At 67.3% G+C, this 25,618-nt stretch carries 20 protein-coding genes; 8 read left to right on the plus strand and 12 right to left on the minus strand.

The genetic code is table 11. The features are described 5' to 3' along the window. Positions 1-23: 23 nt before the first annotated feature. Positions 24-2,576 (minus strand): hypothetical protein, encoded by a 2,553-nt coding sequence (locus LJ725_RS08040; RefSeq protein ID WP_230550116.1) that lies wholly within the window; start codon positions 2,574-2,576, stop codon positions 24-26. 349 nt (positions 2,577-2,925) lie between these two features. Between LJ725_RS08040 and LJ725_RS08045 the strand changes: the two genes are divergently transcribed. From LJ725_RS08045 to LJ725_RS08065, 5 genes are all read left to right on the plus strand, one after another. Further along, positions 2,926-3,696 (plus strand): ferredoxin--NADP reductase, encoded by a 771-nt coding sequence (locus LJ725_RS08045; RefSeq protein ID WP_230550117.1) that lies wholly within the window; start codon positions 2,926-2,928, stop codon positions 3,694-3,696. A gap of 107 nt (positions 3,697-3,803) precedes the next feature. Beyond that, positions 3,804-4,943, plus strand: a complete 1,140-nt coding sequence (locus LJ725_RS08050) for a CaiB/BaiF CoA transferase family protein (protein WP_230550118.1) — start codon at positions 3,804-3,806, stop codon at positions 4,941-4,943. Next, on the plus strand, positions 4,940-7,033 hold the full coding sequence (locus LJ725_RS08055; protein WP_230550119.1) for a hydantoinase/oxoprolinase family protein: 2,094 nt from the start codon (positions 4,940-4,942) through the stop codon (positions 7,031-7,033). Before LJ725_RS08050 ends, LJ725_RS08055 begins: the two co-directional genes overlap by 4 nt. 144 nt (positions 7,034-7,177) lie before the next feature. Further along, the gene (locus LJ725_RS08060; protein WP_230550120.1) at positions 7,178-8,917 is read left to right on the plus strand and encodes a hydantoinase B/oxoprolinase family protein; all 1,740 of its coding nucleotides are present in this window, start codon (positions 7,178-7,180) and stop codon (positions 8,915-8,917) included. A gap of 114 nt (positions 8,918-9,031) precedes the next feature. After that, positions 9,032-9,994 (plus strand): Bug family tripartite tricarboxylate transporter substrate binding protein, encoded by a 963-nt coding sequence (locus LJ725_RS08065; protein ID WP_230550121.1) that lies wholly within the window; start codon positions 9,032-9,034, stop codon positions 9,992-9,994. A gap of 3 nt (positions 9,995-9,997) precedes the next feature. On the opposite strand, the gene LJ725_RS08070 is transcribed toward LJ725_RS08065, so the two are convergent. After that, complete coding sequence (locus tag LJ725_RS08070; RefSeq protein ID WP_230550122.1) at positions 9,998-10,717, minus strand: retropepsin-like aspartic protease family protein; 720 nt, start codon at positions 10,715-10,717, stop codon at positions 9,998-10,000. 259 nt (positions 10,718-10,976) lie between these two features. Between LJ725_RS08070 and LJ725_RS08075 the strand changes: the two genes are divergently transcribed. Beyond that, positions 10,977-11,339, plus strand: coding sequence for a hypothetical protein (locus LJ725_RS08075; protein ID WP_230550123.1), 363 nt, complete (start codon positions 10,977-10,979; stop codon positions 11,337-11,339). An 84-nt stretch (positions 11,340-11,423) separates the two neighbouring features. On the opposite strand, the gene budA is transcribed toward LJ725_RS08075, so the two are convergent. Then, positions 11,424-12,260, minus strand: coding sequence for an acetolactate decarboxylase (gene budA, locus LJ725_RS08080; protein WP_230550124.1), 837 nt, complete (start codon positions 12,258-12,260; stop codon positions 11,424-11,426). Positions 12,261-12,349: 89 nt separating this feature from the next. On the opposite strand from budA, the gene alsS reads away from it, so the two are divergent. Continuing rightward, entirely contained in the window at positions 12,350-14,011 is a 1,662-nt protein-coding gene (alsS, locus tag LJ725_RS08085; RefSeq protein ID WP_230550125.1) for an acetolactate synthase AlsS, read from the plus strand. A gap of 20 nt (positions 14,012-14,031) precedes the next feature. On the opposite strand, the gene LJ725_RS08090 is transcribed toward alsS, so the two are convergent. From LJ725_RS08090 to LJ725_RS08105, 4 genes are read right to left on the minus strand one after another with little or no spacing between them, the layout of a single operon-like run. Beyond that, on the minus strand, positions 14,032-14,544 hold the full coding sequence (locus LJ725_RS08090) for an anthrone oxygenase family protein (RefSeq protein ID WP_230550126.1): 513 nt from the start codon (positions 14,542-14,544) through the stop codon (positions 14,032-14,034). 37 nt (positions 14,545-14,581) lie between these two features. After that, complete coding sequence (locus LJ725_RS08095) at positions 14,582-15,760, minus strand: 3-hydroxybenzoate 6-monooxygenase (RefSeq protein ID WP_230550127.1); 1,179 nt, start codon at positions 15,758-15,760, stop codon at positions 14,582-14,584. Next, entirely contained in the window at positions 15,747-16,961 is a 1,215-nt protein-coding gene (locus tag LJ725_RS08100) for a CoA transferase (protein WP_230550128.1), read from the minus strand. The genes LJ725_RS08095 and LJ725_RS08100 overlap by 14 nt, the downstream gene beginning before the upstream one ends. Positions 16,962-17,002: 41 nt before the next feature. Beyond that, the gene (locus LJ725_RS08105; protein WP_230550129.1) at positions 17,003-18,124 is read right to left on the minus strand and encodes an NADH:flavin oxidoreductase/NADH oxidase; all 1,122 of its coding nucleotides are present in this window, start codon (positions 18,122-18,124) and stop codon (positions 17,003-17,005) included. Between the two features lie 79 nt (positions 18,125-18,203). Here LJ725_RS08105 and LJ725_RS08110 point away from each other — a divergent pair, with 79 nt between their 5' ends. Further along, positions 18,204-19,910 (plus strand): N-acyl-D-amino-acid deacylase family protein, encoded by a 1,707-nt coding sequence (locus LJ725_RS08110; RefSeq protein WP_230550130.1) that lies wholly within the window; start codon positions 18,204-18,206, stop codon positions 19,908-19,910. Positions 19,911-19,994: 84 nt separating this feature from the next. On the opposite strand, the gene urtE is transcribed toward LJ725_RS08110, so the two are convergent. The 5 genes from urtE to urtA all read right to left on the minus strand — a co-directional run bounded on the left by urtE (position 19,995) and on the right by urtA (position 25,560). Next, positions 19,995-20,690 (minus strand): urea ABC transporter ATP-binding subunit UrtE, encoded by a 696-nt coding sequence (gene urtE / locus LJ725_RS08115; protein WP_230550131.1) that lies wholly within the window; start codon positions 20,688-20,690, stop codon positions 19,995-19,997. Between the two features lie 2 nt (positions 20,691-20,692). Next, entirely contained in the window at positions 20,693-21,439 is a 747-nt protein-coding gene (urtD, locus tag LJ725_RS08120) for an urea ABC transporter ATP-binding protein UrtD (protein WP_230550160.1), read from the minus strand. 11 nt (positions 21,440-21,450) lie between these two features. Further along, on the minus strand, positions 21,451-22,569 hold the full coding sequence (gene urtC, locus LJ725_RS08125; RefSeq protein WP_230550132.1) for an urea ABC transporter permease subunit UrtC: 1,119 nt from the start codon (positions 22,567-22,569) through the stop codon (positions 21,451-21,453). A 10-nt stretch (positions 22,570-22,579) separates the two neighbouring features. Beyond that, positions 22,580-24,196, minus strand: a complete 1,617-nt coding sequence (gene urtB / locus LJ725_RS08130) for an urea ABC transporter permease subunit UrtB (protein ID WP_230550133.1) — start codon at positions 24,194-24,196, stop codon at positions 22,580-22,582. A gap of 77 nt (positions 24,197-24,273) precedes the next feature. Next, positions 24,274-25,560: an urea ABC transporter substrate-binding protein gene (gene urtA / locus LJ725_RS08135; RefSeq protein WP_408015729.1), complete on the minus strand. Its 1,287-nt coding sequence runs from the start codon at positions 25,558-25,560 to the stop codon at positions 24,274-24,276. Between the last annotated feature and the right edge of the window lie 58 nt (positions 25,561-25,618).

The following is a 25,618-nucleotide window of genomic DNA, read 5'->3' on the forward strand; positions in this document are numbered from 1 at the left end:
ATCGGGCCGTCCCGCGCCACGCCTTATGGCTTGTACCGACAATAAGCCCGCGGGTGCCCCAGCACCGGTTCGCAGCTCCAGCCCTCGGGGACCGGCCAGCCGGCCTCACTGCACCATTTCGTACCGGCGGCGTCATCCTCGGCGCGCCCCGACAGGCGGGTGAGACGCATGCAGAGGCGGAAGAACTCGAGCTTGTTGCCGCAGGGATCGGCAATGGTGCCGTTCGGTTCAGGATCGAGGCCGAGCATGCGGCGCATCGAATGCCAGGCCGTCCCCGAATCGTGCCAGCTCATGGTCGGGCTCTTTGCATCGGGCACACGGCACTGGCGGAAGTGGAAGAAGTCGGTGTGATCGTCGAGGCCGATGCGCGCCTGGACGGTGTCGGTTGCCGCCTGGATCGTCTGGTCCGTACCGGCCCGCAGCCTCGCCACCAGCCGGTCCCGGATCATGATGCGCGAGCCCTCGATGCGATCACGCAACGCCGTCGCGGCAAGCTCTCCGCGTGCCGTGCGTCCGTCGTACAGCGCCTTGATCGGGTCGACCATGAGCGTGGCATAGGAGGCGGCATCGACCGGACATTCCGGCCAGTCGTTGCCGGGGTGCGGAAGGGGCTTGGGTCCGACCGGCAGACAATCCGGCAACACGCCCTGCTTGGGCGTTCCGGGCCGCAGCTCGATCCGGTCGAGCGACGGATCGCTGCTGATGAGGATGGCGATGGGAACGACCGGCCGTTCGGTCCTCTGGGCTTCGCGGATGCGCTCGACGAGGTACCGGATGGATTCATCGGCCAGCACCGCGCCGAAGTTCTCGAAAAGGCCGCCGTCGATCACTCGGCCGATCAGCTGGCCTTTGCCGTCGCGCATGCCACCCGCAGTCGAGACGATCGGAAAGCGAGCGCTCATGGTGACTGCGGTACTGATCGGTATGTCGGCCTCCATGATGTCGAGGCCGTCGTAGCGATGGATGCCGCCCGAGATGTTCACGCCCGCGAGATGATCCTCCGTGGCGAAGCGGACGTTCGAGGTGATGATGCGTTTTCCCTTCTCCACCGAAGTGCCGTTCAGCGCGAGGATCGGCCACGGGCGACTCGCGTCGCGCGTGAAGGTACGGGTCAGTCCATCGGACCATCTGAAGCCGCCGGTCTGGCTGAGGCCGCTGTCGAGCCATGCCGTCTCCCACGCCTTTTCGAGCGCCACGGCGCGATCGTTGGGCGCCCATAAGCGGCGGAGAAAGGCGGCGGCGCTGAAAGGCCCGTCGACATAGAAGCCGACGCCGAGCGCCGGTCCCAGGAAGTCGTTGTCGATGAACTTCGCGCCGTCCGCCGCCGCCTGCGGCAACAAGGCCGATCCCGCCTGGCCGGGGGTCGCGCGCCGATCTGCCTCGACCAGCGAGCGGAAGATCGTCGTGCCGAGCGATCCACCCGACACCCCACTCATCAGGAACACGCGCTCGGCGAAGTCGGGCTCGCGCTTGGCGATCTCGCCGAGGACCTGGGTGGTGAAGTAGGCCGCGCGACTGGCGCCGCCTGCGCTCGCGACCACGATCAGCGGTGGCACCGTCACCTGCGAGGCCTTGCCCTCGATCGGCTTGGTGATTTTCGCGTTCGCATCGTACCATTTCGAGAAGACGTCGCGCACGAACGGCCGGGTCTTCGCGTCCTCCGCAAGACAGCTGCCGGTGGCGCCCGGCAGCTTCGCGAGATCGCGGCAGGTCCGGACGTCGTGGTTGTCGCCGAACATCCACGGCATCACGAGAAACGCCAGGCAGGCCAGGCCGAAGAACGGGAACTTGGTGCGAATCGACCAGATGACGAGGAAGCTCGGCGCCGCAATGGCGAGCGCAAGTCCCAGCAGGACGATGGTGACGGCGCTGCCCATGGCGGCGCTGGTATCGACGGGCGCCATTGCGAACAGCAGGAAGAAGACCGGCGAGGCCAACACGGAGCCGTAAAGAAGGGCGCGCGTGAGAGGCGCGATCTCGGCAAAGGCCTGTAAGGATTGCCGCCGCGGGACCAGCTTGCTGCGATCGGGATCTCCGCCCGCCGCGCGCACCAGCCAGGCCGCCAGTTCCCGGCGCCAGGCCACGACGAAATAGAAGACAACCGTTGCGACGAGATACGCGATGGCAGGACGGAGAAAGCCTTTGGCCGATTCGAAGTCGCCGTAGGCCGCGTAGATGTTATGCGCGCGCCAGAAGGCGAAGCAGACCGAGAAGATCGCTGCGGCGCCAATGAGGCGCGGAAGATTGTTGTTCCAGAAACGATGCCAGCGCGGCGCCCAGGCCCAGGCCGCGACATCGGGATCGACCGGTTGTTGCCACCTCGCCTGCTCGCCTTCCAGGAATTCCAGGGTGATGCGTGACCAGTACCAGGCGGTGACCGCCCACAGCAGCACGGTCAGCGGGATCGGCAGCCCGCGTTGCTGCGGCGACGCCGTGGCGATGACAATGTCGCGCGCCTGGTCGGTCGAGGCGATGAGCAGACCGCCGATGGCGACAGCCGCGAAAGGCGCGCGGCAGACCCAGACGAGATGGGCCAGGTCCGTCATTGCCCACCACGCCTGACGTAGCTTGAGCATGCACCAAGCCGAAACGCCCATGGTTGCCCTCTCCCCGTGATCGTCCGGGCCTCACAGGAACATTCAGGCTACGCGCAAACAATGTGCCGATGCGCATATCTCGGGGGAGTTGGTGCGGGCTCATGCCCGCCGTCACAGCCGATACAGGTCCAGAGGCTGCGACTGGATCCCAGCCTTCCACCATGAACATGCGTCTCGCCCCGCTCTTGGAAGGAAATCCTTCTGCCAACAGGCGCCGGGGTGAATGGATATGTTATTGCGAGTTAATCGCATATATGGAATTTAATGCTGCACTGCACTATATCCCTCCCTCCCGGCGTCGGGCCGGCCGTTGCGTAGGAGTATCCGCGTGAGCGCGTTGAGGAACGAAACCGTATTGTCGGTGCATCACTGGACCGACGAGTTGTTCAGCTTCAGGACCACCCGCGACAAGGGTTTCCGCTTCGCCAGCGGCCAGTTCACCATGATCGGCCTCAAGGTCGAGGGGAAGCCGCTGCTGCGGGCCTACTCCATCGCCAGCGCGCATTACGTCGACGAGCTGGAATTCTTCTCCATCAAGGTCCCCGACGGGAAGCTCACCTCGCGCCTCAAGGACCTGGCGCCGGGCGATCCCGTGCTGGTCGGCGCCAAGGCCACCGGCACGCTGCTGCTCGACAGCCTCACCCCCGGCCGCAACCTCTACCTGCTGGGCACCGGGACCGGCCTTGCGCCATTCCTGTCGATCGTGCGCGATCCGGAAGTCTACGAGCGCTACGAGAAGGTCGTCCTGGTCCATGGCTGTCGCCACGTGCGCGACCTCGCCTATCGTTCGGCCCTGGCCGACGAACTGCCGGCCGACGAGATCCTCGGCGACATGGTCCGCGACAAGCTCGTCTACTATCCGACCGTGACCCGCGAGCCCTTCAAGTATCGCGGCCGCATCTCGCACCTGATCGAGAACGGCACCCTGGCGAACGACGTCGGCCTGCCGCCGATGGCGCGCGAGACCGACCGCTTCATGCTCTGCGGGTCCGTCCAGATGCTGGCCGATACCCGCGCCCTGCTTGAAGGCATGGGCCTTACCGAGGGCAGCACCACGACTCCCGGTGAATTCGTCGTCGAAAAGGCCTTCGTCGAGTAAGCGGTTCCGCTTCGCGAGCCACCTGCAAGTAGCGTGCGACGGTCGCCGGCGGCTAGGATGCCGGCGATCGGAAACGCATGCCGCCAGGCTCGGGAAGAGGAACAGAAGTGACACTACCGCTCGAGGGAGTTCGCGTTATCGAAGTGGGCCAGGCGCTGGCCGGACCGCTGGCCGGCGTGCTGCTGGCCGACATGGGCGCCGACGTGATCAAGATCGAGAAGCCCGACGGCGGCGACGATGCCCGCATCTGGGGCCCGCCGTTCGGCCCCGACGGCAAGACCTCGCTCTACTTCTACTCGCAGAACCGCAACAAGCGCTCGGTCGTGCTCGACCTCAAGCTCGCAGAGGACGTCGACAAGCTGCACAGGCTTTGCGAGACCGCCGACATCCTGATCCAGAACCTGCGCCCCGGCGTGGTCGACGAGGTCGGCATCGGGCCCGAGACGATGCTCGCGCGTCATCCGCGGCTCATCTACTGCTCGATCTGGGCCTTCGGCTACCAGGGCCCGCTGCGCATGAAGCCCGCCTTCGATCCGCTGCTGCAGGCCTATGGCGGTATGATGAGCGTGACAGGCCGGCCGGAGGACCCGCCGACCTTCTGCGGCGCCTCGATCAACGACAAGGCGACCGGCATGTTCTGCACCATCGGCGCGCTGGCCGCGCTCAGGCTGCGCGACAAGACCGGCAAGGGCTGCCTCGTCGATACGTCCCTGTTCGACTCGGCCGTCCACTGGGTCGAGGGCCAGGTGAACGGCTACCTCGCAAACGGCACCGTCTCCAAGCGGCACGGCACCGGCAGCCCGGTGATCGTGCCCTACCAGACCTTCGACACGGCCGACCATCCGATCTGCCTCGCGCCCGGCAACGACCGGCTGTGGGCGCGCTGCGCGAAGGTGCTGGGCCACGAGGAATGGGCCATCGATCCCAAATTCGCCAAGAGCTCGCAGCGTGTGGCCAACAAGGCCGAGCTGCTGCCGATGATCGCCGAGGCGCTGAAAGCCAGGCCGCGCGCCGAGTGGCTGGAAGCGATGGAAAAGGCGGGCGTGCCCTGCGCCGCCGTGAACGACATCGGCGAGCTGGCGCGCACCGAGCAGATGGAAGCCTCGCAGCTCATCCAGCAGCTGCCCGGCGGACCCAAGGTCGTGGGCCTGCCGATCGCCTTCGACCATGTGCGGCCGCATTCGGCGCGCTCGGCACCGACGCTCGGCGAACATACCGACGAAGTGCTGGGAAGCCTGCCCAAGTGACGGCCCCCGCCCCTTCCGCCGCCCTTCTCGCCCCCTGGCGCATCGGCGTCGACGTGGGCGGGACATTCACCGACATGGTGCTGCGCGACGCCGCCGGCGCGGTGCGGATCTTCAAGTCGCCGTCGGTGCCGGCCGATCCCAGCGAGGGCGTACTGGGCGTGCTGCGCCTTGCCGCCCAGCAGCTCGACATCACGTTGACGGCGCTGCTGCGCGACTGCGCCCTGTTCGTGCACGGCTCGACCGTGGCGACCAACACGATCCTGGAGAAGAAGGGCGCCACGGTCGGGATGCTCACGACCGAGGGATTCCGCGATTCGCTGGAGATCCGCCGCGGCATCCGCGAAAACCAGTGGGATCACCGCTCCCCCTTCCCGCAGGTGCTGGTGCCGCGCTACCTGCGCCTGCCGGTGCGCGGCCGTATCGGCGCCGACGGTGCGGAGCTGGCGCCCGTGCATGTCGAGGACGTCGACGCCGCGGCGAAGATATTCGCCGAAGAAGGCGTCGAATCGGTCGCTGTCTGCCTGTTCAATTCCTTCCTCGACGGTGCCCACGAGCGCGCCGTGGGCGGCCAGCTCGCCAAAAGCTGGAACGGCAAATGGGTCTCGCTGTCGAGCGAGGTCATGCCGACCATGGGCGAATATGAGCGCGGCTCCACCGCCGTCGTGAATGCCTATGTCGCGCCGAAAGTATCGAGCTACCTGCGTGCCCTCGACGAGCAGCTGCGCCAGTTCGGCCTGCCGCGCTCGCTGCTGCTGCTGCAGAGCAACGGCGGAGCAGTCTCGGTCGACCAGGTGGCGGCGCGTCCAGTGATGCTCGTCCTGTCGGGCCCGGCGGCAGGCGTCGGTGCGCTCAAGGGCTGCGCGGCGCCGGGCGAGAAGGCCAACCTGATCTCGATGGAGATTGGCGGCACGAGCTGCGACGTGATGGTGATGGCGAAGGGCGACGTGCCCGTCACCGATGAACTCACGATCGACGGCTATCATCTCACGACGCCCTCGGTGGAAATCCATACCGTCGGCGCGGGCGGCGGCACGATCGCCTGGGTCGACGATGCCGGTCTCCTTCATGCCGGTCCGCAGGGTGCCGGCGCCCGGCCCGGTCCCGCGGCTTACGGGTTGGGCGGCGAGAACCCGACCGTCACCGATGCGCAGCTCGTACTGGGACGCCTGCGTCCCGGTCCCCTGGCCGGCGGTGCCGTCACGCTCGACGCGGACCTGGCGCGCAAGGCCATCGAGACCAAGCTCGCCAAACCGCTCGGCCTCTCGGTCGAGGAGGCCGCGGCCGGCGTCATCCGCCTGCTGGAGCAGAACCTGCTGCACGCCGTCGAGCGGCTGAGCATCGAGCGCGGCCACAATCCCGCGACCTTCACCCTCGTCGCCGCGGGCGGTGCCGGACCGATGCACGGCGTCGCGGTCGCGCGCGCGCTGGGCAGCCGCCGCGCCCTGCTGCCGCGCGCCGCCGGTGCCTTCTGTGCCATGGGCATGCTGCAGTCCGACGTGCGGCAGGATTACCTGCAGGTCTTCCTCGCCGATCTCGACAAGGTCGAGAGCGCAGCGCTCGATGCGGGCTTCACCCAGATCGAAGCCCGCGCGCGCGAGGCACTGGCCGGCGACGGCTTCGGTCCCAACGAGGTCGTGATCGAGCGACTGCTCGACCTTCGCTACGACGGCCAGCAATGGCCGGTGCGCGTGACGCTCGCGGCCTCGGGCTTCGACGCCGCCGCCGCGCGCCACGCTTTCGAGACAGAGCATCAGCGCCTGTTCGGCCATATCCAGCCCGGCGGCCGCATCGACATCACCGCGCTGCGAGTCGTCGGCCGCGGCCGGCTCGACTGGACACCGCCCGCCGCCCGCTCGCCCCAGACCGACGCGCCCAAGCCGCGCGAGACACGCAAGGTCTGGATCGATCCCGTGACCGGCTGGCGTGACGTGCCGATCTACGATGGCGCCGACCTGCGTCCGGGCTGCCGCCTCAACGGCCCGCTGCTGGTCGAGGAGCGCACGACGACCGCCTTCGTCGGCCCCAACGACCGCCTCGAAGTCGACGAACGCGACGATTTCCTCGTGCATGTCGGCGCCAGTGCTTCGTAGCTCGCACCCACACCACCTCATCCTGAGGAGCGCGCCGCAGGCGTGCGTCTCGAAGGATGGGCAACAGACAACGTGCTCGTGCCGACCCTTCGAGACGGCCGCTGCGCGGCCTCCTCAGGGTGAGGCAAATTGGAGGATCAGCCGATGAACCTCGATCCCGTCACCCTCGCGCTGGTCCAGAACCGGCTCGACCATATCTCGCACCAGATGGGCTGGGTGATGACGCGCACTGCGCGCTCGCCGATCTTCAGCCAGAGCCACGACTTCTCCTGCTTCATCGCCGACGCGCGCGGCACCTTGATCAGCCAGGCCGACGGCATCCCGATCCACACCGGGGGCGGAGGCTTCGCCGTGCGCGCCATCCTGCGCGACTTCAACGACGCCATCGCGCCGGAGGATGTGTTCCTGCTGAACGATCCCTATACGGCGGGCGGCAACCATCTGCCCGACTGGGTGATCACGCGGCCGGTGTTCGTGGGTGGCAAGCTCGTGGCCTTCGCCTGCAACCGCGCCCACCAGGCCGATATCGGCGGCGGCGCGGCCGGCACCTACAATTCGGCGGCGACCGAGATCTTCCACGAGGGCATCCGCCTGCCCGTGCTGAAGCTGATCGAAGCGGGCAAGGTGCGCAACGACCTGTGGCGCCTGCTGATGCTGAACACCCGCCTGCCCGACGCGCTCGACGGCGACCTGCGTGCCATGATCGGCTCGACGCGCATCGGCGCCGAGCGCATCGCGCTGCTGGTGGAGGAGCTGGGCGTCGATCAGGCCGACGAATTCTTCGAGGGCGTGCTCGACCATGCCGACCGCCGCTTTCAGACCTGCATCGATCGCCTCGCGGAGGGCGTCTGGAAAGGCGAGGAACCGGTCGACAACGACTGCTTCGAGCCGATCGACGCGAAGATCGCCGTCGCCATCACGGTGAAGGACCGCAGGCTGGTCGTCGATTTCGCCGGCACCTCGCCGCAGGTGCGCGGCTTCAAGAACAGTTCGATCGCCAATTCGACCTCGGCTGTGTTCATGTCGCTCGCCTCCTTCTTCGAGCCCGATCTGCCGAAGAACGAGGGCGCCTTCCGCAGCGTCGAGATCCGCCTGCCCGAGGGCACGCTGGTGAACGCGCGCATGCCCGCGCCGATGACCATGAACACGGTGTTCGTGGCGCACGAGATCATCCATGCGATGTGGAAGGCGCTGGCACAGGCGCTGCCCGAGCGCGCCTCGGCCGGCTGGTCGAAGGCGGTGCACGCCGTCACGGCCGGCCTGCGTGACGACAAGCACGGAGGGGGCGGCCGCTACGTCATGTATCAGTGGGCCGGCGCGCCGGCGGGCGGTGGCGTCGAGGGCCGCGACGGTTTCCATCTGATCGGCCATCTCATCACGCTGGGCGGCCTCACCCTCCCCAACCTCGAAACCTACGAGCAGCTCTATCCCGTGCGCTTCCGCCGCCAGGAACTGCGGCGCGACACCGCGGGCCCCGGCCGGTTCCGCGGCGGCGCCGGCTGCGACTACGAGGTCGAGATGTTCACCCCGGCCGACTACGCCTTCCGCGGCGAAGGCGCGGGCGCTCCGTCGAGCTTCGGCGTCGAAGGCGGCCGGGCGGGCGCGGGTGGCGAAGTGATCCTCACCCTGGCCGACGGCCGGCGGGTCCAGGCGCCCAAGTACGGCGTGGAGCGCCATGGGGTGGCGACCTACCGCGCTTTATCCCCAGGCGGCGGCGGCTTCGGCGATCCGAAGACACGCGACCCCCAGCGCGTACTGCGCGACGTGCGCGATGGAATCGTCAGCGCCGACTCGGCAGCCACGGATTACGGCGTCGCGATCGCCGCCGATGGGCGCAGCATCGACGCGGCGCGCACCGCCGAACTGCGCAAGACCCTGCCTTAGAACGGCCATCTGCCGTTCGGCTGGCGGTGCGACAGCGCGCCCGCGCCTTGCCGCGATGCGAAGCCGCGCTCTAGTTTCTGCCCCACAATGAATGAACCTAGGGAAGGTCATCACATGATCCATCGCCGTACGTTCATGGCCGGCACCGCTGCCGCCCTCACCCTGCCCTCGATCGCCTTTGGGCAAGGCGGGCAGATCCGTCTCGTCGTGCCGTATGGTCCCGGCGGATCGACCGACACGGCCGGCCGCGTGCTGGCGGAGCGCATGTCGGCCGATACCGGCAAGAACATCGTCGTCGAGAACCGTCCGGGCGGCGGCACGATGGTCGGCATGGTGAACGTCGCCAAGAGCAAGCCCGACGGCACCAGCCTCATGGTGCTCACCACGACCGCGGCCCTGCAGCCCGCCTTCGACATCCCGATGCCGATCGACCCGCAGAAGGATCTCGCGATGGTGGCGCAGCTCGCCGACATCCCCTGCGTGCTCGCGGTCAATGCCAACAACCCGGCCAAGACCTTCGCGGAGTTCATCGAATGGGTGAAGGCCCAGCCCGGCCCCGTGCACTACTCGACGTCGAGTTCGGGCGGCCTGCCGCATCTTTGGGGCGAGGTGATCGCAACGCGCACAAACGGCAAGCTGCAGCATATCCCATACAAGGCGGCGGCTGAGGCGCTGCGCGACGCGGTCGCCGGCCACGTGCCGGCTTTCGTCGACGTGACCACCCCGGTCGATGCGCAGATCCGCGCCGGCACCATGCGCGGCCTGATCTGCGGCGCGAAGAGCCGTGTCGCCAACATCCCCACCGTGCCGGTAGCCAGCGAACTCGGCGCACCCGAACTCGAGGCCGCGGTCTACTTCGGCGTTGCGACCACGGCCGGCACGCCGCGCGAGACGATTCTGGAGCTGAACGCCGCGGTGAATGCGGCGCTGAAGGCCGAAGCGGTTCGTGAAAGGCTGATGTCGCTCGGCTTCATCCCCACCGGCGGCACGCCGGAAGCCTACGCCAAGCGCCTGGCGGACGAGACTGTGCGCTGGCGCAAGGTGATCAAGGATGCGAAGATTCCCGCTCCGACCTGAGGCTTAGAACGAACCGGTGAACTCGAATTCGATCGAGTTCCTGACATTGTCGATCTTCCACGAGCTGAGGCGGCGCAGGAAGCTCTGCCCCAGCAGGGCCTTGCTGCGCGGCGGGCTGACCGACGCCATCACGTTCTCCATCGTGCGCTCGCCGATCTTGATCGAGCGCAGGCGCACGATGCGCTGCTGGAGGCCGCTGCCATCCGCGAGGGTGAAGCGCCTCTGGCCAAGCGAGTCGGCTTCCGTGAGCGTGCCGTTGCGCATCATCTCCTCCGCCAGCTCTTCCGGGATCTGGACGTTGGAAGCACCCGAATCGACGATAAAATAGGCGGTCGAGGTGCCGTTGATCGTGGCCGGCAGGACGAACACGCCGCCCATCCTCTGGAACCGTTCGGTCGCTCGCGCCAACGCCGCGTCCTGGAGAGCCTTGGCGCTGGGCTTGCCTCCCGACGGATCGCCGCCGCAGGGTGTCCAACCCGCCGGACCGCCCTCGACGGGGCCGTAGCAATAGTTCGCCGCCGACAGGAGCTTCGAGTAGGTGTCGCGCTGCTCGCACGCGCCAATCGCCTCCAGAGCGGGTGTCGCCGCGTTCCGGCAGAGGGCATTGCTGGCCTTCCATTGAGCGATGAACTGCCCCGCCTCACCGACCGGCTGAGCGTGCGAAGCCGCGGCGAAGAGGAGCAGCGACGTGACCAGCGATACTGGGAAGAGAGTCTGCATCATCGCATCGATTCCGAATCAATCCCCCAGCGGTTGGACACCCGCGCGCGCAACCTGTACGAAGTCTACACCATCGCCCACCAAATGGTCGGCCTGCGATGGCTGAGAGATGTGTGTGCTCCCGCCCGTATACCCGAGGCGCCCGCATCTGGACCGGCGGAACTCACCGGTCTCGTTCAAGAGCTCCCTCGTTCTGTCGATCGCTGGCTGCGCAATCCTGCGCGCGCCGAGCTGACGGGGCACGGCCCCGGAAGGATCTTCCATGACGATGCCGAAGAATGTCAGCACCCTGATCTGGAGCGCCATTGGCGGCGCCGTCCTCTGTATGGCCATCGGATTCACCTGGGGCGGATGGGTGACCGGAGGAACGGCGCGCAAGGAATCGGCGTCTGCGGTACGCGATGCCGTGGTGGTCGCACTCGCGCCGATCTGCGTCGACCGTTTCAAGCGCCAGGACGATGCTGCAGGCAAGATCGCCGAACTCGGCAAGGCGAGCACCTGGGAGCGTGGGACGGTCGTAGCGAAGAGCGGCTTCGCCACGATGCCCGGTTCCAAGGAAGCCGATAACGACGTGGCCCGCGCCTGTGCCGAGATGCTGGCAAGCCCGCCTACTCCCAAGACCTGACCCGAAGGCTCGGGCCTGACGGGCTCATCCAGCCCGGTACAGCCGCGGCGGAGCGGGATGGAAATACTCCATCCCGTGAGACAACTAGCGGTCCTTGGCCATCTCGGCTTTCTCCAGCGCCGCCGCAGGATCCTGGGTCAGATCGGCGTGCAGGAACTCGCGCGTCTCCGGGATGGCCAGATGGAGATTGTCGAGATCGTGGACCTGGACCTCGAGTGAGGCCGCCTTGGCGCCCAGCACATGCCCGCCGTTCCTGCGGTCGTCGGTCAGGAAATGCAGGTGCCAGCCCGCAACGCCGATGGTTCGCGAATAGGCCGGCGTCCAGAAACCCAGCATCGTCCCCCTGACGTCCTTCTGCCGGAACTCCGCCTGTGCATCGGTCGCCTTGTCGAGATGAACGCCCGCTTCGACCTTGCAGGCGACGCGCCAGTAGACCTCCTCGAAATGACCGTCGAGGCGGGCAGCGAAGAAGAGGTTGTCGGAGCGGCGAAGCTTGTCGAGCGCGGCGATCAGCGACGACATGGAATCGATGCCCTCGATCTTGCCGTGATGCTGCGGCCTGAAGTTCGTGAGTGTCGCGAACGGAACCGACGCTTTGTCGGACGGCTCGGTGATGCTGCCGTCGGCATGGGCTTGGTAGAATTTCCCGTCGAGCACGACCATTTCGCCGTCGAGCCCCTCGAAGGTTCCGAGACCGAAGTCGCCATGGGGCCTGAGGCCGCCGATCGTGACGGCCTCGTTGTAGACCCCCTGGACCAGCGCGCCCGTGGTGGAGACCTGGAAGAGCGTGGAATGGTCGAGGCCCAGCGCGTCGGACAGGGCGCGTGACACGAAATGGCGCAGCGGCTCGCCCGTCTTCTCGCAATGAGCCACCAACGCATCCATGAGGGATTGATACACTTCTACCGTCAGCCGGGGCATTGCGCCTTCCTTCCATCGCGGGCGACAAGGGTGGCCCGGACGGGCATGATCGCCCGGACGCGGTCCGGAATCGAGAGCGGAGCGAGACGATGAGCAGCGATCCGAAAAACGGCGCGCACCTTCTGGTGCGCAACCTCGAAGCCCAGGGCGTCGAGTACATATTCGGTATTCCCGGCGCCAAGATCGATCCCGTCTTTGATGCACTGGTCGATTCCAAGATCAAGCTCGTCGTCTGCCGGCATGAGCAGAACGCGACCTTCATCGCAGGCGGGCTGGGCCGCCTGACGGGCAAGGCGGGCGTGGTGCTCGTCACCTCCGGTCCCGGCGTCTCCAATCTCGCCACGGGTCTCGCCACCGCAAACACCGAGGGCGACCCCGTGGTCGCGCTGGGCGGGGCCGTGCCGATCGCGGACCGTCTGAAGCAGGCGCATCAGAGCATGGACACGGTCGCCCTGCTGCGGCCTGTCACCAAGTATGCCGCCGAAATCGATTCGCCGTCGGCGATCTCCGAAGCCACGGCCGCGGCGTTCCGCGCCGCCGAGTCCGGCCGGCCGGGCACCGCCTTTCTCGGCCTGCCCAAGGACGTGATGAAGGCTCCCGCGCCCGGCCCGGTGCTGACGCCGGCGACCGTCCCGCGACTGGGCGCCGCGAACACCGAAGCGATCGCCGAAGCCGCCCGCCTGATCGATGCGGCGGAACGGCCGGTCGTCCTGCTGGGCATGCTCGCCAGCCAGGGGCCCGTGGCCGAGGCCGTACGCTTGCTGCTCGCCCGCACACGGCTGGCCGTCGCCGGCACCTACCAGGCGGCCGGCGTGGTGCCACGCGACCGGCTGGACTGTTTCGGCGGCCGGGTCGGGCTGTTCCATAACCAGCCAGCCGACCGCTTGCTCGACGAGGCCGATCTCGTGATCACGATCGGCTTCGATCCGGTCGAGTACGATCCGTCGCTCTGGAATGCCGGACGCCAGCGCAAGCTCATCCACATCGACTGCATCCCGGCCGACTACGACCAGTGCTACCGGCCCGACATCGAGCTGATGGGCGACAGCGCCGCAACGGTCCGCGCACTTTCGGTGCTGCTGAAGGCGAAGGACCGGCCGGCGCAGTCGGCATTGCTGGCCGAGATCCATCGCGAGCGCACGACCGTCGCGGCCGAAGCGGCCAAGCGGACCGGCGCGCCGGTTCATCCGCTGCGCCTCGTCCACGAGCTGCAGAAGCTGATCGACGAGGATGTGGCCCTGTGCTCCGACATGGGCTCGTTCCACATCTGGATGGCGCGCCATCTCATCAGCCACCGGCCGCGGCAGATCATGATCAGCAACGGCCAGCAGACCCTGGGCGTCGCCCTTCCCTGGGGCATCGCGGCGTGCCTCGCCGAGCCTGGCCGGAAGGTGATCTCGGTTTCGGGCGACGGCGGTTTCCTGTTCTCCGCCGTCGAGCTCGAGACGGCGGTCCGCCTCAAGTGCAACTTCGTGCACATCGTCTGGATCGACGGCAGCTACAACATGGTCGGCATCCAGCAGGTCGCCGCCTACGGCCGCGATTCAGCCGTGCATTTCGGCCCGGTCGATCTGGTAAAATTTGCCGAGTCGATGGGCGCACAGGGCCTGATGATCAAGGACGCCGACGCGATCGAGTCGACCCTGCGCAAGGCCATGGCAATGGAGGGGCCCGTGCTGGTCGGCGTGCATGTCGACTATCGCGACAATCCCGGCTTGATGGCCGCGATGCACGAGGACGTCATCATCTGACGCCCGGCCGAAGCAGCGTCTCAGCGCAGCCCGTAGGAGCGGCGGTTCACCGACGTGAGGTCGACCGCCCACGCGGCCAGCAGGCATAGCAGCGCCAGGATCGCACCGAGGGTGCGCACATGGTTCCAAAGGGCCCACGGGCCGGCGAACTCCTTCCAGTTCGCTGCATTGGCGTCTGTGCCCGCCACGGTGAAGGAGGCGAGCGTCTCGTTCAGGGGCACGTTGACCTGCAGAGTGACGCCGATCACGGCGGCGGCATAGATCAGCGCCGCCAGGCCGGCGAGCCGCGCCGCGCCGCGATGCCCGGCCGAGCGGGAGCCGAACGCCGCGAGAAGCGGCATGACCAGCGCGCCGAAGAACACGATGGCGAAGATCGGGCTGCGCACGATGGTGTTGATGCCGTGCATGGCATTCACGGCCGAGGCCGCACCACCGAGATCGAGCCCGGGCATGACGATGGTCGAGAAAGAATAGAAGATGCCGGCGTTCAGGGCCGTGCACAGCAGGGCAAGGACGAAGAAGACGTGGCGCATTCCTGGAGCTCCGCTGAGGCAGCCTGAGCCAGCAGCCCTAGCCGAGCCCGTTGCCGCCGTAAAGCCACTGCAGCGTGTCGAGCCACTGATCCTGTGTCCGTGCGCCCATGATGCTGTTGCGCAGGGCCGCATGCGGGCCGGCCGGATGATAGACGTGATCGCCCATGGCGCGGGACATCAGCTGCGTGCGCGCCGTGCGCAGCACCCGCCTGTTCCGATAATTGGCCAGCCCCGCCTCTACCGTATCGTCGCGGGACAGCGAATCGGCCAGGCAAACCGCGTCTTCCATCGCCATGCAGCCACCCTGTGACATGTACTGCAGCATGGGATGTGCAGCGTCCCCCAGCAGTGCCACGCGTCCGTCGACCCAGCGATCGACCGGGTCGCGGTCGCACAGAACCCACATGTGCCAGTTCTGGCCGCGGCGGATGATGTTCTGCGCCCGTTCGCAGACATGGGTGAAGCCTGCGAGCACTTCCTCCGTCTCCACCGGCTTTCCCGCCACCGGCTCGGGCGCGTGGTTGTGGTAGGTCACGACCAGGTTGAACACCTTCCAGCCCGACAGCGGGTAATGGACGATGTGGCACTTCGGTCCCGCCCACAGCGTGGCCGCGTTCCAGCGAAGCTCCTCCGGCATCTGCTCGGTCGGGATCACCGACCGGTAGGTCGTATGGCCTGACACGCGCGGCGGACCGTCGGCGGTCACCTGCGCGCGCACGTTAGACCACAGGCCGTCGGCGCCGATCAGCGCGCTGCCGCTCACCGTCTCGCCGCCGCGCAGACGGGCCGAGACGGACGCACCGTCCTGGTCGTAGCCCGTCACCTCCGCGCTGGTACGCAGCTCGATCAGCGGATGATCCTGGCAGCCCTTCAGCAGCACGCCGTGCAGGTCGCCGCGATGGACGACGGCATAGGGATTGCCGAAACGGGCGCGGAACCTCTCGCCGAGGTCGATGTGACAGATCTCGCCGTCGGCCAGCGCGTCCATGAGCCGAAGCTGGTCGATGTAGACCGCCATGCCGCGCGCCGCTTCGCCGACGCCGAGATGGTCGAAGCAATGGAAGGCGTTGGGCCCGAGCTGGATGCCGGCGCCGATCTCGCCGAGGCGGCTGGCTTTCTCCATGACCAGCGAGGCGATGCCCTTCTGGGCGAGCGCCAGCGCCGCCGCCAGTCCGCCGATGCCGCCGCCGGCAATGAGGATCCTATCTGGGCCCACCGATGACCTTGTCGTCGTGAAGCCGGGCGATCTCGTGCCCGGGCAGGCCGAGGATACCCGAAAGGATCTCGTCCGTATGCTGGCCGAGTAGCGGCGCCGGCTGCGGCGGCTGGCGCGGAACCGCGCCGAACTGCATCGGCGAGGCGGCCACCGGATAGCGGCCGATGCCCGGCTGGTCGAGCACGGCGAACATCGGATTGTCTCCGACGTTACCCTTGTCCGCCGCGAGTTCGCGAAACGTCTGATAGGGTGCCCAGAGGGCACCGGCCTTCTTCAGCGCAGCCCCGACGTCGGCAGCATCGTGCGCGGCGACCCAGGGCTCGATCACGGCGATGAGTTGTCGGCGCGCATTCCATCGGCCGGCATCGGTCTTCAGATCGACACCGGTCTCGACTTCGATCTTGCGGAACGCCTCGGCGAATCCGCCGGCAGCCGCCAGCGCATCGACATGGCGGTTGGAGAAGATGCAGATCATCACGAAGCGGCCGTCCCTGGTGCGGAAGTCGCGGCCGAAGGTGCCGAAGATCTCGTTGCCGTAGCGCGGACGGTCGACGTCGTTCACCACCGCTTCGCCGATGTAACCCAGCGCCGACGTCGTCGCGAGCGCGACGTCCTGCAGCGGCAGCACGATCTTCTGGCCGTTGCCCGTCATGCGGCGATGGCGCTCGGCCGCCAGGATCGACAGGGCTCCGGCATAGGCCGCCGCCAGGTCCCAGGGCGGGCACACCGCGTTCACCGGTCCTTCATGGCCGACCGGGCCGGTGACCATCGGAAAGCCGGTGATGGCGTTCACCGTGTAGTCGACATGCGCCGAGCCGTCGCGTGCGCCGATGATGTTGAGCGCGATCAGGTCGGCGCGCTTCTTGGCCAGCTCCTCGTAGGCGAGCCATCCGCGCGCCGGCATGTTGGTCGTGAAGATGCCCGCGCCCTCGCCCGGCGCGGTGATCAGCGCCGCGAGAAGCTCGCGGCCTTTCGGGCTACGCAGGTCCACCGCGATCGACCGCTTGCCCTTGTTGAGGCCAGCCCAATAGATCGAGCGGCCCTCCGCCGTGATCGGCCAGCGATCGTTGTCGAGCCCGCCGCCGATATCGTCGAAGCGGATCACGTCGGCGCCCATCTGCGCGAGCGTCATGCCGCCCAGCGGCGCGGCAATGAACGCCGAGCCCTCGACGATGCGAAGGCCCGCAAGAATACCCGTCATGTACGTTTCCCGTGTCTTGTTTCGTTGGGTCGTCGGTCTCGCTACTTCCGTCCGAGCGTGTGCTCGCGCTTCTCCAGCCACCAACCGTATTCCGGCGTCCACAGATCGAAGTCGGGATCGCACCCCAGTGCCTGCGCGGCGTGCAGCGCCCAGAAGGGCTCGTAGAGCGCCTGCCGCCCGATCGCGATCAGATCGGCGTCGCCGGCCTGCAGGATCGCTTCTGCCTGCGGCCCGTCGAGGATGAGGCCCACGGCCATGGTCGAGATGCCCGCCTGCTTCTTCACCGCCGAGGCGAACGGCACCTGGAAACCGAGGCCGCGCTTCACGCCGGCCGCGGTGGCCGCACCCGCGATGCCGCCGGAAGAGCAGTCGATCACGTCGACTCCGATCGCCTTCAGTTCCTGCGCGAAGGCCACCGTGTCGTCGACGTCCCAGCCGCCGCCGCCATCGACCGCCGAGACCCGCACGAACAGCGGCTTGTTCTCGGGCCAGGCCTGGCGCACGGCGCGTGCCACGTCGAGCGGGAAGCGCATGCGGCCGGCGCGGTCGCCGCCGTAACGGTCGTTGCGCGTGTTGCTGATCGGCGAGAGGAACTGCGCCAGCAGGTAGCCGTGCGCGCCATGCACTTCGAGGACGTCGTAACCCGCGGCGTCGGCGCGCTTGGCGGCAGCGGCGAACTTCTGCACCAGCTCCTCGATCTCGGCGGCCGAGAGCGCGCGCGGCTTCAGCCAGCCTTCGGCGGCGGCCAGGTCGGTCGGCCCGACCACTTCCCATTTCTTCCAGCCCGCGCCCTCCGGCCCGAACTGGCCGCGCTTGTCGAAGGTGCGCGCCGTCGAGCCCTTGCGGCCCGAATGAGTGATCTGAGTCGCCGAGAGCACGCCCTCGCCACGGATGAAATCGGTCAGCCGCTTGTGGCTCGCGATCTGGCTGTCGTCCCACAGACCGAGATCGCCCTGCGTGACGCGGCCCCGCGGCTCCACCGCACAGTTCTCGGTGAACACCACCCCGAACTTGCCCAACGCAAACTTGCCGAGATGGACGAGATGGAAGTCGTTCACCAGCCCGTCCGTCGCGCGGAACTGGACCATGGGAGAGACGACACAACGGTTGGGCGCGGTGACGCCGCGCATCTTGAGCGGCGTGAAGAGAAGCGGTTTCTGCAAAGGTCGGTCCCCCGGACGGGATGGCTTTTCGAGACGACGAACATAGACCGGGGCCACGGCCCGGGCCTATCCTCCCGGCATGTTTGACCTCGTCATCCGAAACGGAACCGTGATCGACGGCTCGGGCGCCCCGCGCCGCATCGCCGATGTTGCAGTGCAAGGTAACCGCATCGCCGCCGTAGGGCCCAAACTGGGCGCGGGACGGCGCGAGATCGACGCCGAGGGGCTGATCGTCGCCCCGGGCTTCGTCGACATCCACACGCACTACGACGGCCAGGCGACGTGGGACCCGTTCGTCACGCCCTCTTCGTGGCATGGCGTGACGACGACGGTCTTCGGCAATTGCGGCGTAGGCTTTGCGCCCGTGCGCCCGGGCGCCTCGGGCTATCTCATCAATCTGATGGAAGGCGTCGAGGACATTCCCGGCACCGTCCTCAGCGAAGGCGTGAAGTTCAACTGGGAATCCTTTCCCGACTATCTCGACGCGCTGGCCTCGATGGACCGCGCCGTCGATGTGGCCGCCCAGCTGCCGCACGGCGCGCTGCGCTTCTACGTGATGGGCGATCGCGGCGCCGACCATGCCGAGGTTCCGACCGAGCGCGAGATCGACGAGATGGCGCGCCTCACCGAGGAGGCGCTGCTCGCCGGCGCCATGGGCTTCACGACCTCGCGCACCACCAAGCACAAGGCGCGCGACGGCCGTTTCACGCCGTCGCTCAGCGCGCGCGAGGCCGAGCTGCTCGGCATCGCCCAGGGCATGAGGCGGGCCGGGCGTGGCGTGCTGCAGGTCAACTCGGACTTCGGACCGGGCGAGTTCGAGGCGCTCGATTCAGCAGCCAAGCTGGCAGGACGCCCCCTCTCCTGCCTGCTGGTGCAGGTCGACGCCCAGCCCCAGCTGTGGCGCGAGACGCTCGACCAGATCAACGCCGTGCGCCGAACCGGCCGCGTCGCCAATGCGCAGGTCGGATCGCGGCCAATCGGCGTCATCATGGGCCTCGAGACGACGGCGCATCCGTTCGCCGGCCATCGCGCCTGGCTCGACATGCGCAGGCTGTCGCCGCAGGAGCGCTATGCGCGGCTCCTGGCCGATGCGGAGCTGCGCCGGGTCCTGACCGAGGGCCAGCAGGATCCCAATCCGCGCGCCTTCATGGCCGAGGCCTTCCACAAGATGTTCCCGATCGGTGAGCGTCCGGACTACGAGCCCGACAGCAAGGATTCGATCGCGGCCATCGCCCAGCGCACGGGACGGACGCCGCAGGCCGTGGCGCTCGAGGAGATGATGGCGCGCGGCGGCAAGGGCCTGCTGATGCTGCCCTTCGAGAACTATGCGTACGGCAATCTCGACGTCGTGCACGAGATGATCACCGATCCGGGCTCGGTCCTCGGTATTGCGGACGGCGGCGCCCATGTCGGCGTGATCTGCGACGCCTCCTCGCCGACCTCGCTGCTGACCCTGTGGGGCCGCGACCGCACGCGGGGGCCCAAGCTCGATCTCGAATTCCTGATCGCCAAGCAGACGCGCGGCACGGCCGAGGCCTACGGCCTGATGGATCGCGGTCTGCTGGCGCCCGGCCACAAGGCCGACATCAACGTGATCGACTTCGACAGTCTCGCCCTGAAGCGCCCCGAGGTCACCTACGACCTGCCGACCGGTGGCCGGCGCCTGGTCCAGCGCGCCTCGGGCTATCGGCACACGTTCAATGCCGGCGTCGAGACGATGCAGAATGACGAGCTGACCGGCGAACGCCCGGGCCGGCTGGTGCGCGGCGCGCAGGCGGCGAAGTAAGAGCACATCATTGGAGCGCGCCACTCCAGTGGCGCTCATGCCTTGCTGTGAGCGCCACTGGAGTGGCGCGCTCCATTGATGCCGTCACACTGTCATATGCTTGCGCACGGCCTCGACGTCGAAGGTCTCGCGGGTGCCCGACAGCACGACCTCGCCGCGGTCCATGACCGCGAAGTCGTCGGCCAGTTCGTGGGCGAAGTCGAGATACTGCTCGACCAGCACGATCGCCATGTCGCCGCGCTGGCGCAGGAAGGTGATCGCGCGGCCGATGTCCTTGATGACCGACGGCTGGATGCCTTCGGTCGGCTCATCGAGCAGCAGCAGCTTGGGCCGCATGGTGAGCGCGCGGCCGATCGCGAGCTGCTGCTGCTGGCCGCCCGACAGGTCGCCGCCGCGGCGCTTCAGCATCGACTGCAGCACGGGGAACAGCTCGAACACCTCGTCCGGAATCTTCTTGTGCTCGCGGCTGACCGGGGCGAAGCCGGTCTCGAGATTCTCCTTCACCGTCAGCAACGGAAAGATCTCGCGGCCCTGCGGCACCAGCGCCACGCCGCGGCGCGCCCGCTCGTAGGGCGGCAGCCTGGAGACTTCCTGACCGTCGACCTGGATGGTCCCCGAGCCGATGGACTGCATGCCGGAGATGGCGCGCAGCAGGCTGGTCTTGCCGACCCCGTTGCGGCCGAGCAGGCAGGTCACGCGGCCGATCGTGGCCGACAGCGACACGCCGCGCAGCGCCTGGGCCGCGCCGTAGTAGAGATTGACGTTCTGGACTGAAAGCATCGTCATCGCCCGAGATACACTTCGACGACACGCGGGTCGGCGCTGACCTGGTCGAGCGATCCCTCGGCCAGGGTCGAGCCCTCGTGCAGCACCGTCACCTTGACACCGAGCGCGCGCACGAAGCTCATGTCGTGCTCGACCACGACGACCGAATGCGACTTGTTGACCTCGCGCAGCACCTGCGCTGTGGTCTCGGTCTCGACGTCGGTCATGCCGGCCACCGGCTCGTCAACGAGCATCAGCTTGGGATTCTGGGCCAGCAGCATGCCGATCTCGAGCCACTGCTTCTGCCCGTGGCTCAGGCGCGCACCCAGCATGTGCTGCTGCGGCCCCATGCGGATGATCGAGAGGATCTCCTCCAGCCGCTCGTTCTCGGCCTTCGTCGGCGCGGCCGTGAGCAAACGGTACCAGCTCCGCATGCCGGCCAGCGCCAGCAGGAGATTGTCGCGCACCGTGTGGTTCTCGAACACGGTGGGCTTCTGGAACTTGCGGCCGATTCCCAGCGTCGCGATGCTGGCCTCGTCGAGCTTGGTGAGGTCCGCCTGGCCGTCGAACACGACCTCGCCCGTGTCTGGCCGGGTCTTGCCGGTGATCACGTCCATCATGGTGGTCTTGCCGGCGCCGTTGGGACCGATGATGGCCCGCATCTCGCCCGGTTCGATCAGCAGCGAGAGATTGTTCAGCGCCTTGAACCCGTCGAACGAGACGGTGACGCCGCTGAGATAGAGCAGAGCGGAGGTGCTGCGCATCGTCGGAGCGTTCATGCCGGCGCCCTCGCCTTGCGCGACTGCGACCGGCTCTTCATCTGCCCCCACAGGCCCACGATGCCCTTGGGCAACAGCAGCGTGACGACGATAAAGAGTGCGCCCAGCGCGAATAGCCAGACCTCCGGTAGCGCGCCGGTCAGCCAGGTTTTGCCGAAGTTCACCAGGACGGCGCCGATGATCGGGCCGATCAGCGTGCCCCGCCCGCCGACCGCCACCCAGAGCACAGCCTCGATGGAGTTGCCCGGCGCGAACTCGCCGGGGTTGATGATGCCGATCTGCGGGACGTAGAGGGCGCCCGCGACGCCGGCCATCGCCGCCGACAGGACGAAGACGAAGAGCTTGAAGCCCTCGACACGGTAACCGAGGAAGCGCATGCGGCTTTCGGCATCGCGCACGGCGGTGAGGGCCTTGCCGAAGCGCGAGCCGACGACTGCCGCCGAGATGATGAGGCCGAGCGCCAGCGCAACGGACGAAGCGAAGAAGAGCGCCGCGCGCGTGCCGTCGGCCTGCACCGAATAGCCCAGGATGTCCTTGAAGTCGGTCAGGCCGTTGTTGCCGCCCAGGCCCATGTCGTTGCGGAAGAAGGCCAACATGAGCGCAAAGGTCATCGCCTGCGTGATGATCGACAGATAGACGCCGGTGACGCGGCTGCGGAACGCGAACCACCCCAGCGCGAAGGCAAGCACGCTCGGCACCAGCACGACCATGATGGCTGCGAACCAGAAATGGTTGAAGCCGTGCCAGAACCAGGGAAGCTCCTTGTAATTCAGGAACACCATGAAGTCGGGCAGGATCGGGTTGCCGTAGACGCCGCGGCTGCCGATCTGGCGCATCAGATACATGCCCATGCAGTAGCCGCCGAGCGCAAAGAATGCACCGTGGCCCAGCGAGAGGATGCCGCAGAACCCCCAGACGAGGTCGACCGCCAGTGCCAGCAGGGCGTAGCAGAGATACTTCCCGACGAGCTGGAGCACCCACGACGGCACGTGCGCCGGATTGGTGGCGGCGAGGATCAGGTTGGCCAGCGGCAGCGAGATGCCGACGGCCAGGATGAGCAGGACGAACAGTCGCAGGTTGCGGTCCATGCCCTGCCAGAGGAAACGCGTGATCATTCGACCGCCCTCACTCGACCGATCGGCCCTTCAGCGCGAACAGGCCGCGGGGGCGTCGCTGAATGAACATGATGATGAAAACCAGCACGAGGATCTTGCCCAGCACGGCGCCGGCATAGGGTTCGAGGAACTTGTTCACGACGCCGAGCGTCAGGGCGCCGATCAGCGTGCCGAACAGGTTTCCGACGCCGCCGAAGACCACGACCATGAAGGAGTCGATGATATAGCCTTGCCCGAGGTTGGGGCTGACATTGTCGATCTGGCTGAGCGCCACACCGGCCAGCCCCGCGATGCCCGAACCGAGCCCGAAGGTGAGCGCATCGACGCGCGGCGTGCGGATGCCGACGGCCGAGGCCATTGGCCGGTTCTGCGTCACCGCGCGCATGTACAGACCCAGCGGCGTCTTCCGCAGGATCAGAATCAGCGCGGCGAAGACGACCAGCGAGAAGACCACGATCCACAGACGTCCGTAGGTGATGTTGAGTTGGCCAAGCTGGAAGGCGCCCGACATCCAGGACGGCGCCCCCACTTCTCGATTGGACGAGCCGAAGATCGAGCGTACGGCCTGCTGCAGCACGAGCGACAGCCCCCATGTGGCGAGTAGCGTGTCGAGCGGGCGGCCGTAGAGGAAGCGGATGATCGTGCGTTCGATCAGGATGCCAATCGCACCCGAAACGACGAAGGCGAGCGGCAGCGCGATCGCCAGAGAGACGTCGAACAGATGCGGCGCCGATGTACGGATGACCTCCTGAACGACGAAGGTCGTATAGGCGCCCAGCATGACCATCTCGCCGTGCGCCATGTTGATCACGCCCATGGTGCCGAAGGTGATGGCGAGGCCGATGGCGGCCAGCAGCAGCACCGAACCCAGCGAAATGCCGTACCAGACGTTCTGCGCCATTTGCCAGGCGGCGAGCGTCTGTTCGATCGAGCCGGCGGCGGCAAGGGCGGCCGCCTTGACCTCGGCATCGGAAGCGGCGGAAGCGGCGGCATTGAGGACACCGAGCGAATCGCGGTCCGCCCGATCGCGCAGCACGCCTATGGCCGCGAGCTTCTGCGCCGCCGGAGCGTCGGCGGTCGCGAGCACGACCGCGGCGCGTGCCTCGGTCATTGCCCGCTTGATGCGCGGATCCTTCTCGGCGGCAAGCGCCTGATCCAGGGCCGGGAGGGCGGCCGGATCGCGGCGCTTGAAGAGCGATTCGGCAGCGCTGAGCCGGACTTTGGCGTTGGGGCTCATCAGGGTGAGCGAACCGACCGCGGCCTCGATCGTGCCGCGGAGGCGGTTGTTGACCCGTACGCGCTCGAGGTCGGCTTCCACGGCATTGCCTGCCGGACTGCCGGAGATCGCGTCGACCAGCGCCAGCCTGTTGCCGTCGGCCTTGCCGATGACGGCGACCTTGTCGGACGTGCGGACGTAGAGTTGGCCCGCCGCGAGGGCCTCGAGGATCGGTGCGGCACGCTCCTCGCCCGAAGCCGCAAGCGCGGTGATCGCCGCCTCGCGCTCGCTCAAACCGCCGGAGGTGAGATTTCCGACCAGGGTGGCGAGGTCCGCGGCGAGGGCCGCACCGGCCAGGGCCAGCGACGCCACCACGGAGAGGAGGACCGAGAACGGCCGAAGAGACTGCATGTGCTGAGACTTAACCCGGGAGATGGAAACGGGGCGACTCGAAAGTCGCCCCGCCCTGTTTGTCCTGCTGGTCGACCTTACTTGGCCGCCTTGCCGATGCACTTGTTGGCGACCGTATCGAAGTTTCCGCAGTTCACGGGCTTCGTCCAGTCGGCCTTCAGGTTCTTGGAGTCGTCGAGGATCGGCGACCAGGCCTCACCCGGAACCAGGCCGGGCGTCTTCCACACCACGTCGAACTGGCCATTGGCCTCGATCTCGCCGATCAGCACCGGCTTGGTGATGTGGTGGTTCGGGAGCATCTCGGAGATGCCGCCGGACAGGTTCGGGACCTTGATGCCGATCAGAGCATCGATCACCTTGTCCGGATCCGTCGTGCCGGCCTTCTTGACCGCCTCGACCCACATCCGGAAGCCGATCACCGACGCTTCCATCGGGTCGTTGGTCACGCGCTTCGGGTTCTTGGTGAAGGCCTGCCAGGTCTTGATGAACTCGGCGTTGGCCGGGTCCTTGACCGACTGGAAGTAGTTCCAGGCCGCCAGATGGCCGACCAGCGGCTTCGTGTCGACGCCAGCGAGCTCTTCCTCACCAACCGAGAAGGCCACGACCGGGATGTCCTTGGCCTTGATGCCCTGGTTGCCGAGTTCCTTGTAGAACGGGACGTTGGCGTCGCCGTTGATGGTCGACACGACAGCGGTCTTCTTGCCCGCCGAGCCGAACTTCTTGATGTCAGCCACGATCGACTGCCAGTCGGAATGACCGAACGGCGTGTAGTTGATCATGATGTCTTCCTTCGGAACGCCCTTCTGGATCAGGTACGCTTCGAGGATCTTGTTGGTCGTGCGCGGATAGACGTAGTCGGTACCGGCCAGGACCCAGCGCTTCACTTCGCCGCCGTCCTTGCTCATCAGGTAGTCGACAGCCGGGATGGCCTGCTGGTTCGGGGCGGCGCCGGTATAGAAGACGTTACGCTGGCTCTCCTGGCCCTCGTACTGGACCGGGTAGAAGAGGATGCCGTTCAGTTCCTCGAACACCGGCAGCACCGACTTGCGGCTGACCGAGGTCCAGCAGCCGAAAACCACGGCGACCTTTTCCTTCTGCAGCAGCTCGCGCGCCTTCTCGGCGAACAGCGGCCAGTTCGACGCCGGGTCGACAACGACCGGCTCGAGCTTCTTGCCCAGAAGACCGCCCTTCTTGTTCTGCTCCTCGACCATCATCAGCACGACGTCCTTCAGGGTCGTCTCGCTGATCGCCATCGTGCCCGACAGCGAATGGAGGATGCCGACCTTGATCGTATCCCCCGCCTGCGCGAACGCGCTGGTCGCCGCGCTGGCCGCGAGGCCCGCGGCGACGAGACCCGTCCGCATGAGTGTTCCCAATTTCATCCCGCTCTCCTTGAACTTCGACGGAATCTCCCCGCCGAAA

The sequence above is a fragment of the Reyranella aquatilis genome (assembly GCF_020880995.1).
Taxonomy (GTDB): Bacteria; Pseudomonadota; Alphaproteobacteria; order Reyranellales; family Reyranellaceae; genus Reyranella; species Reyranella aquatilis.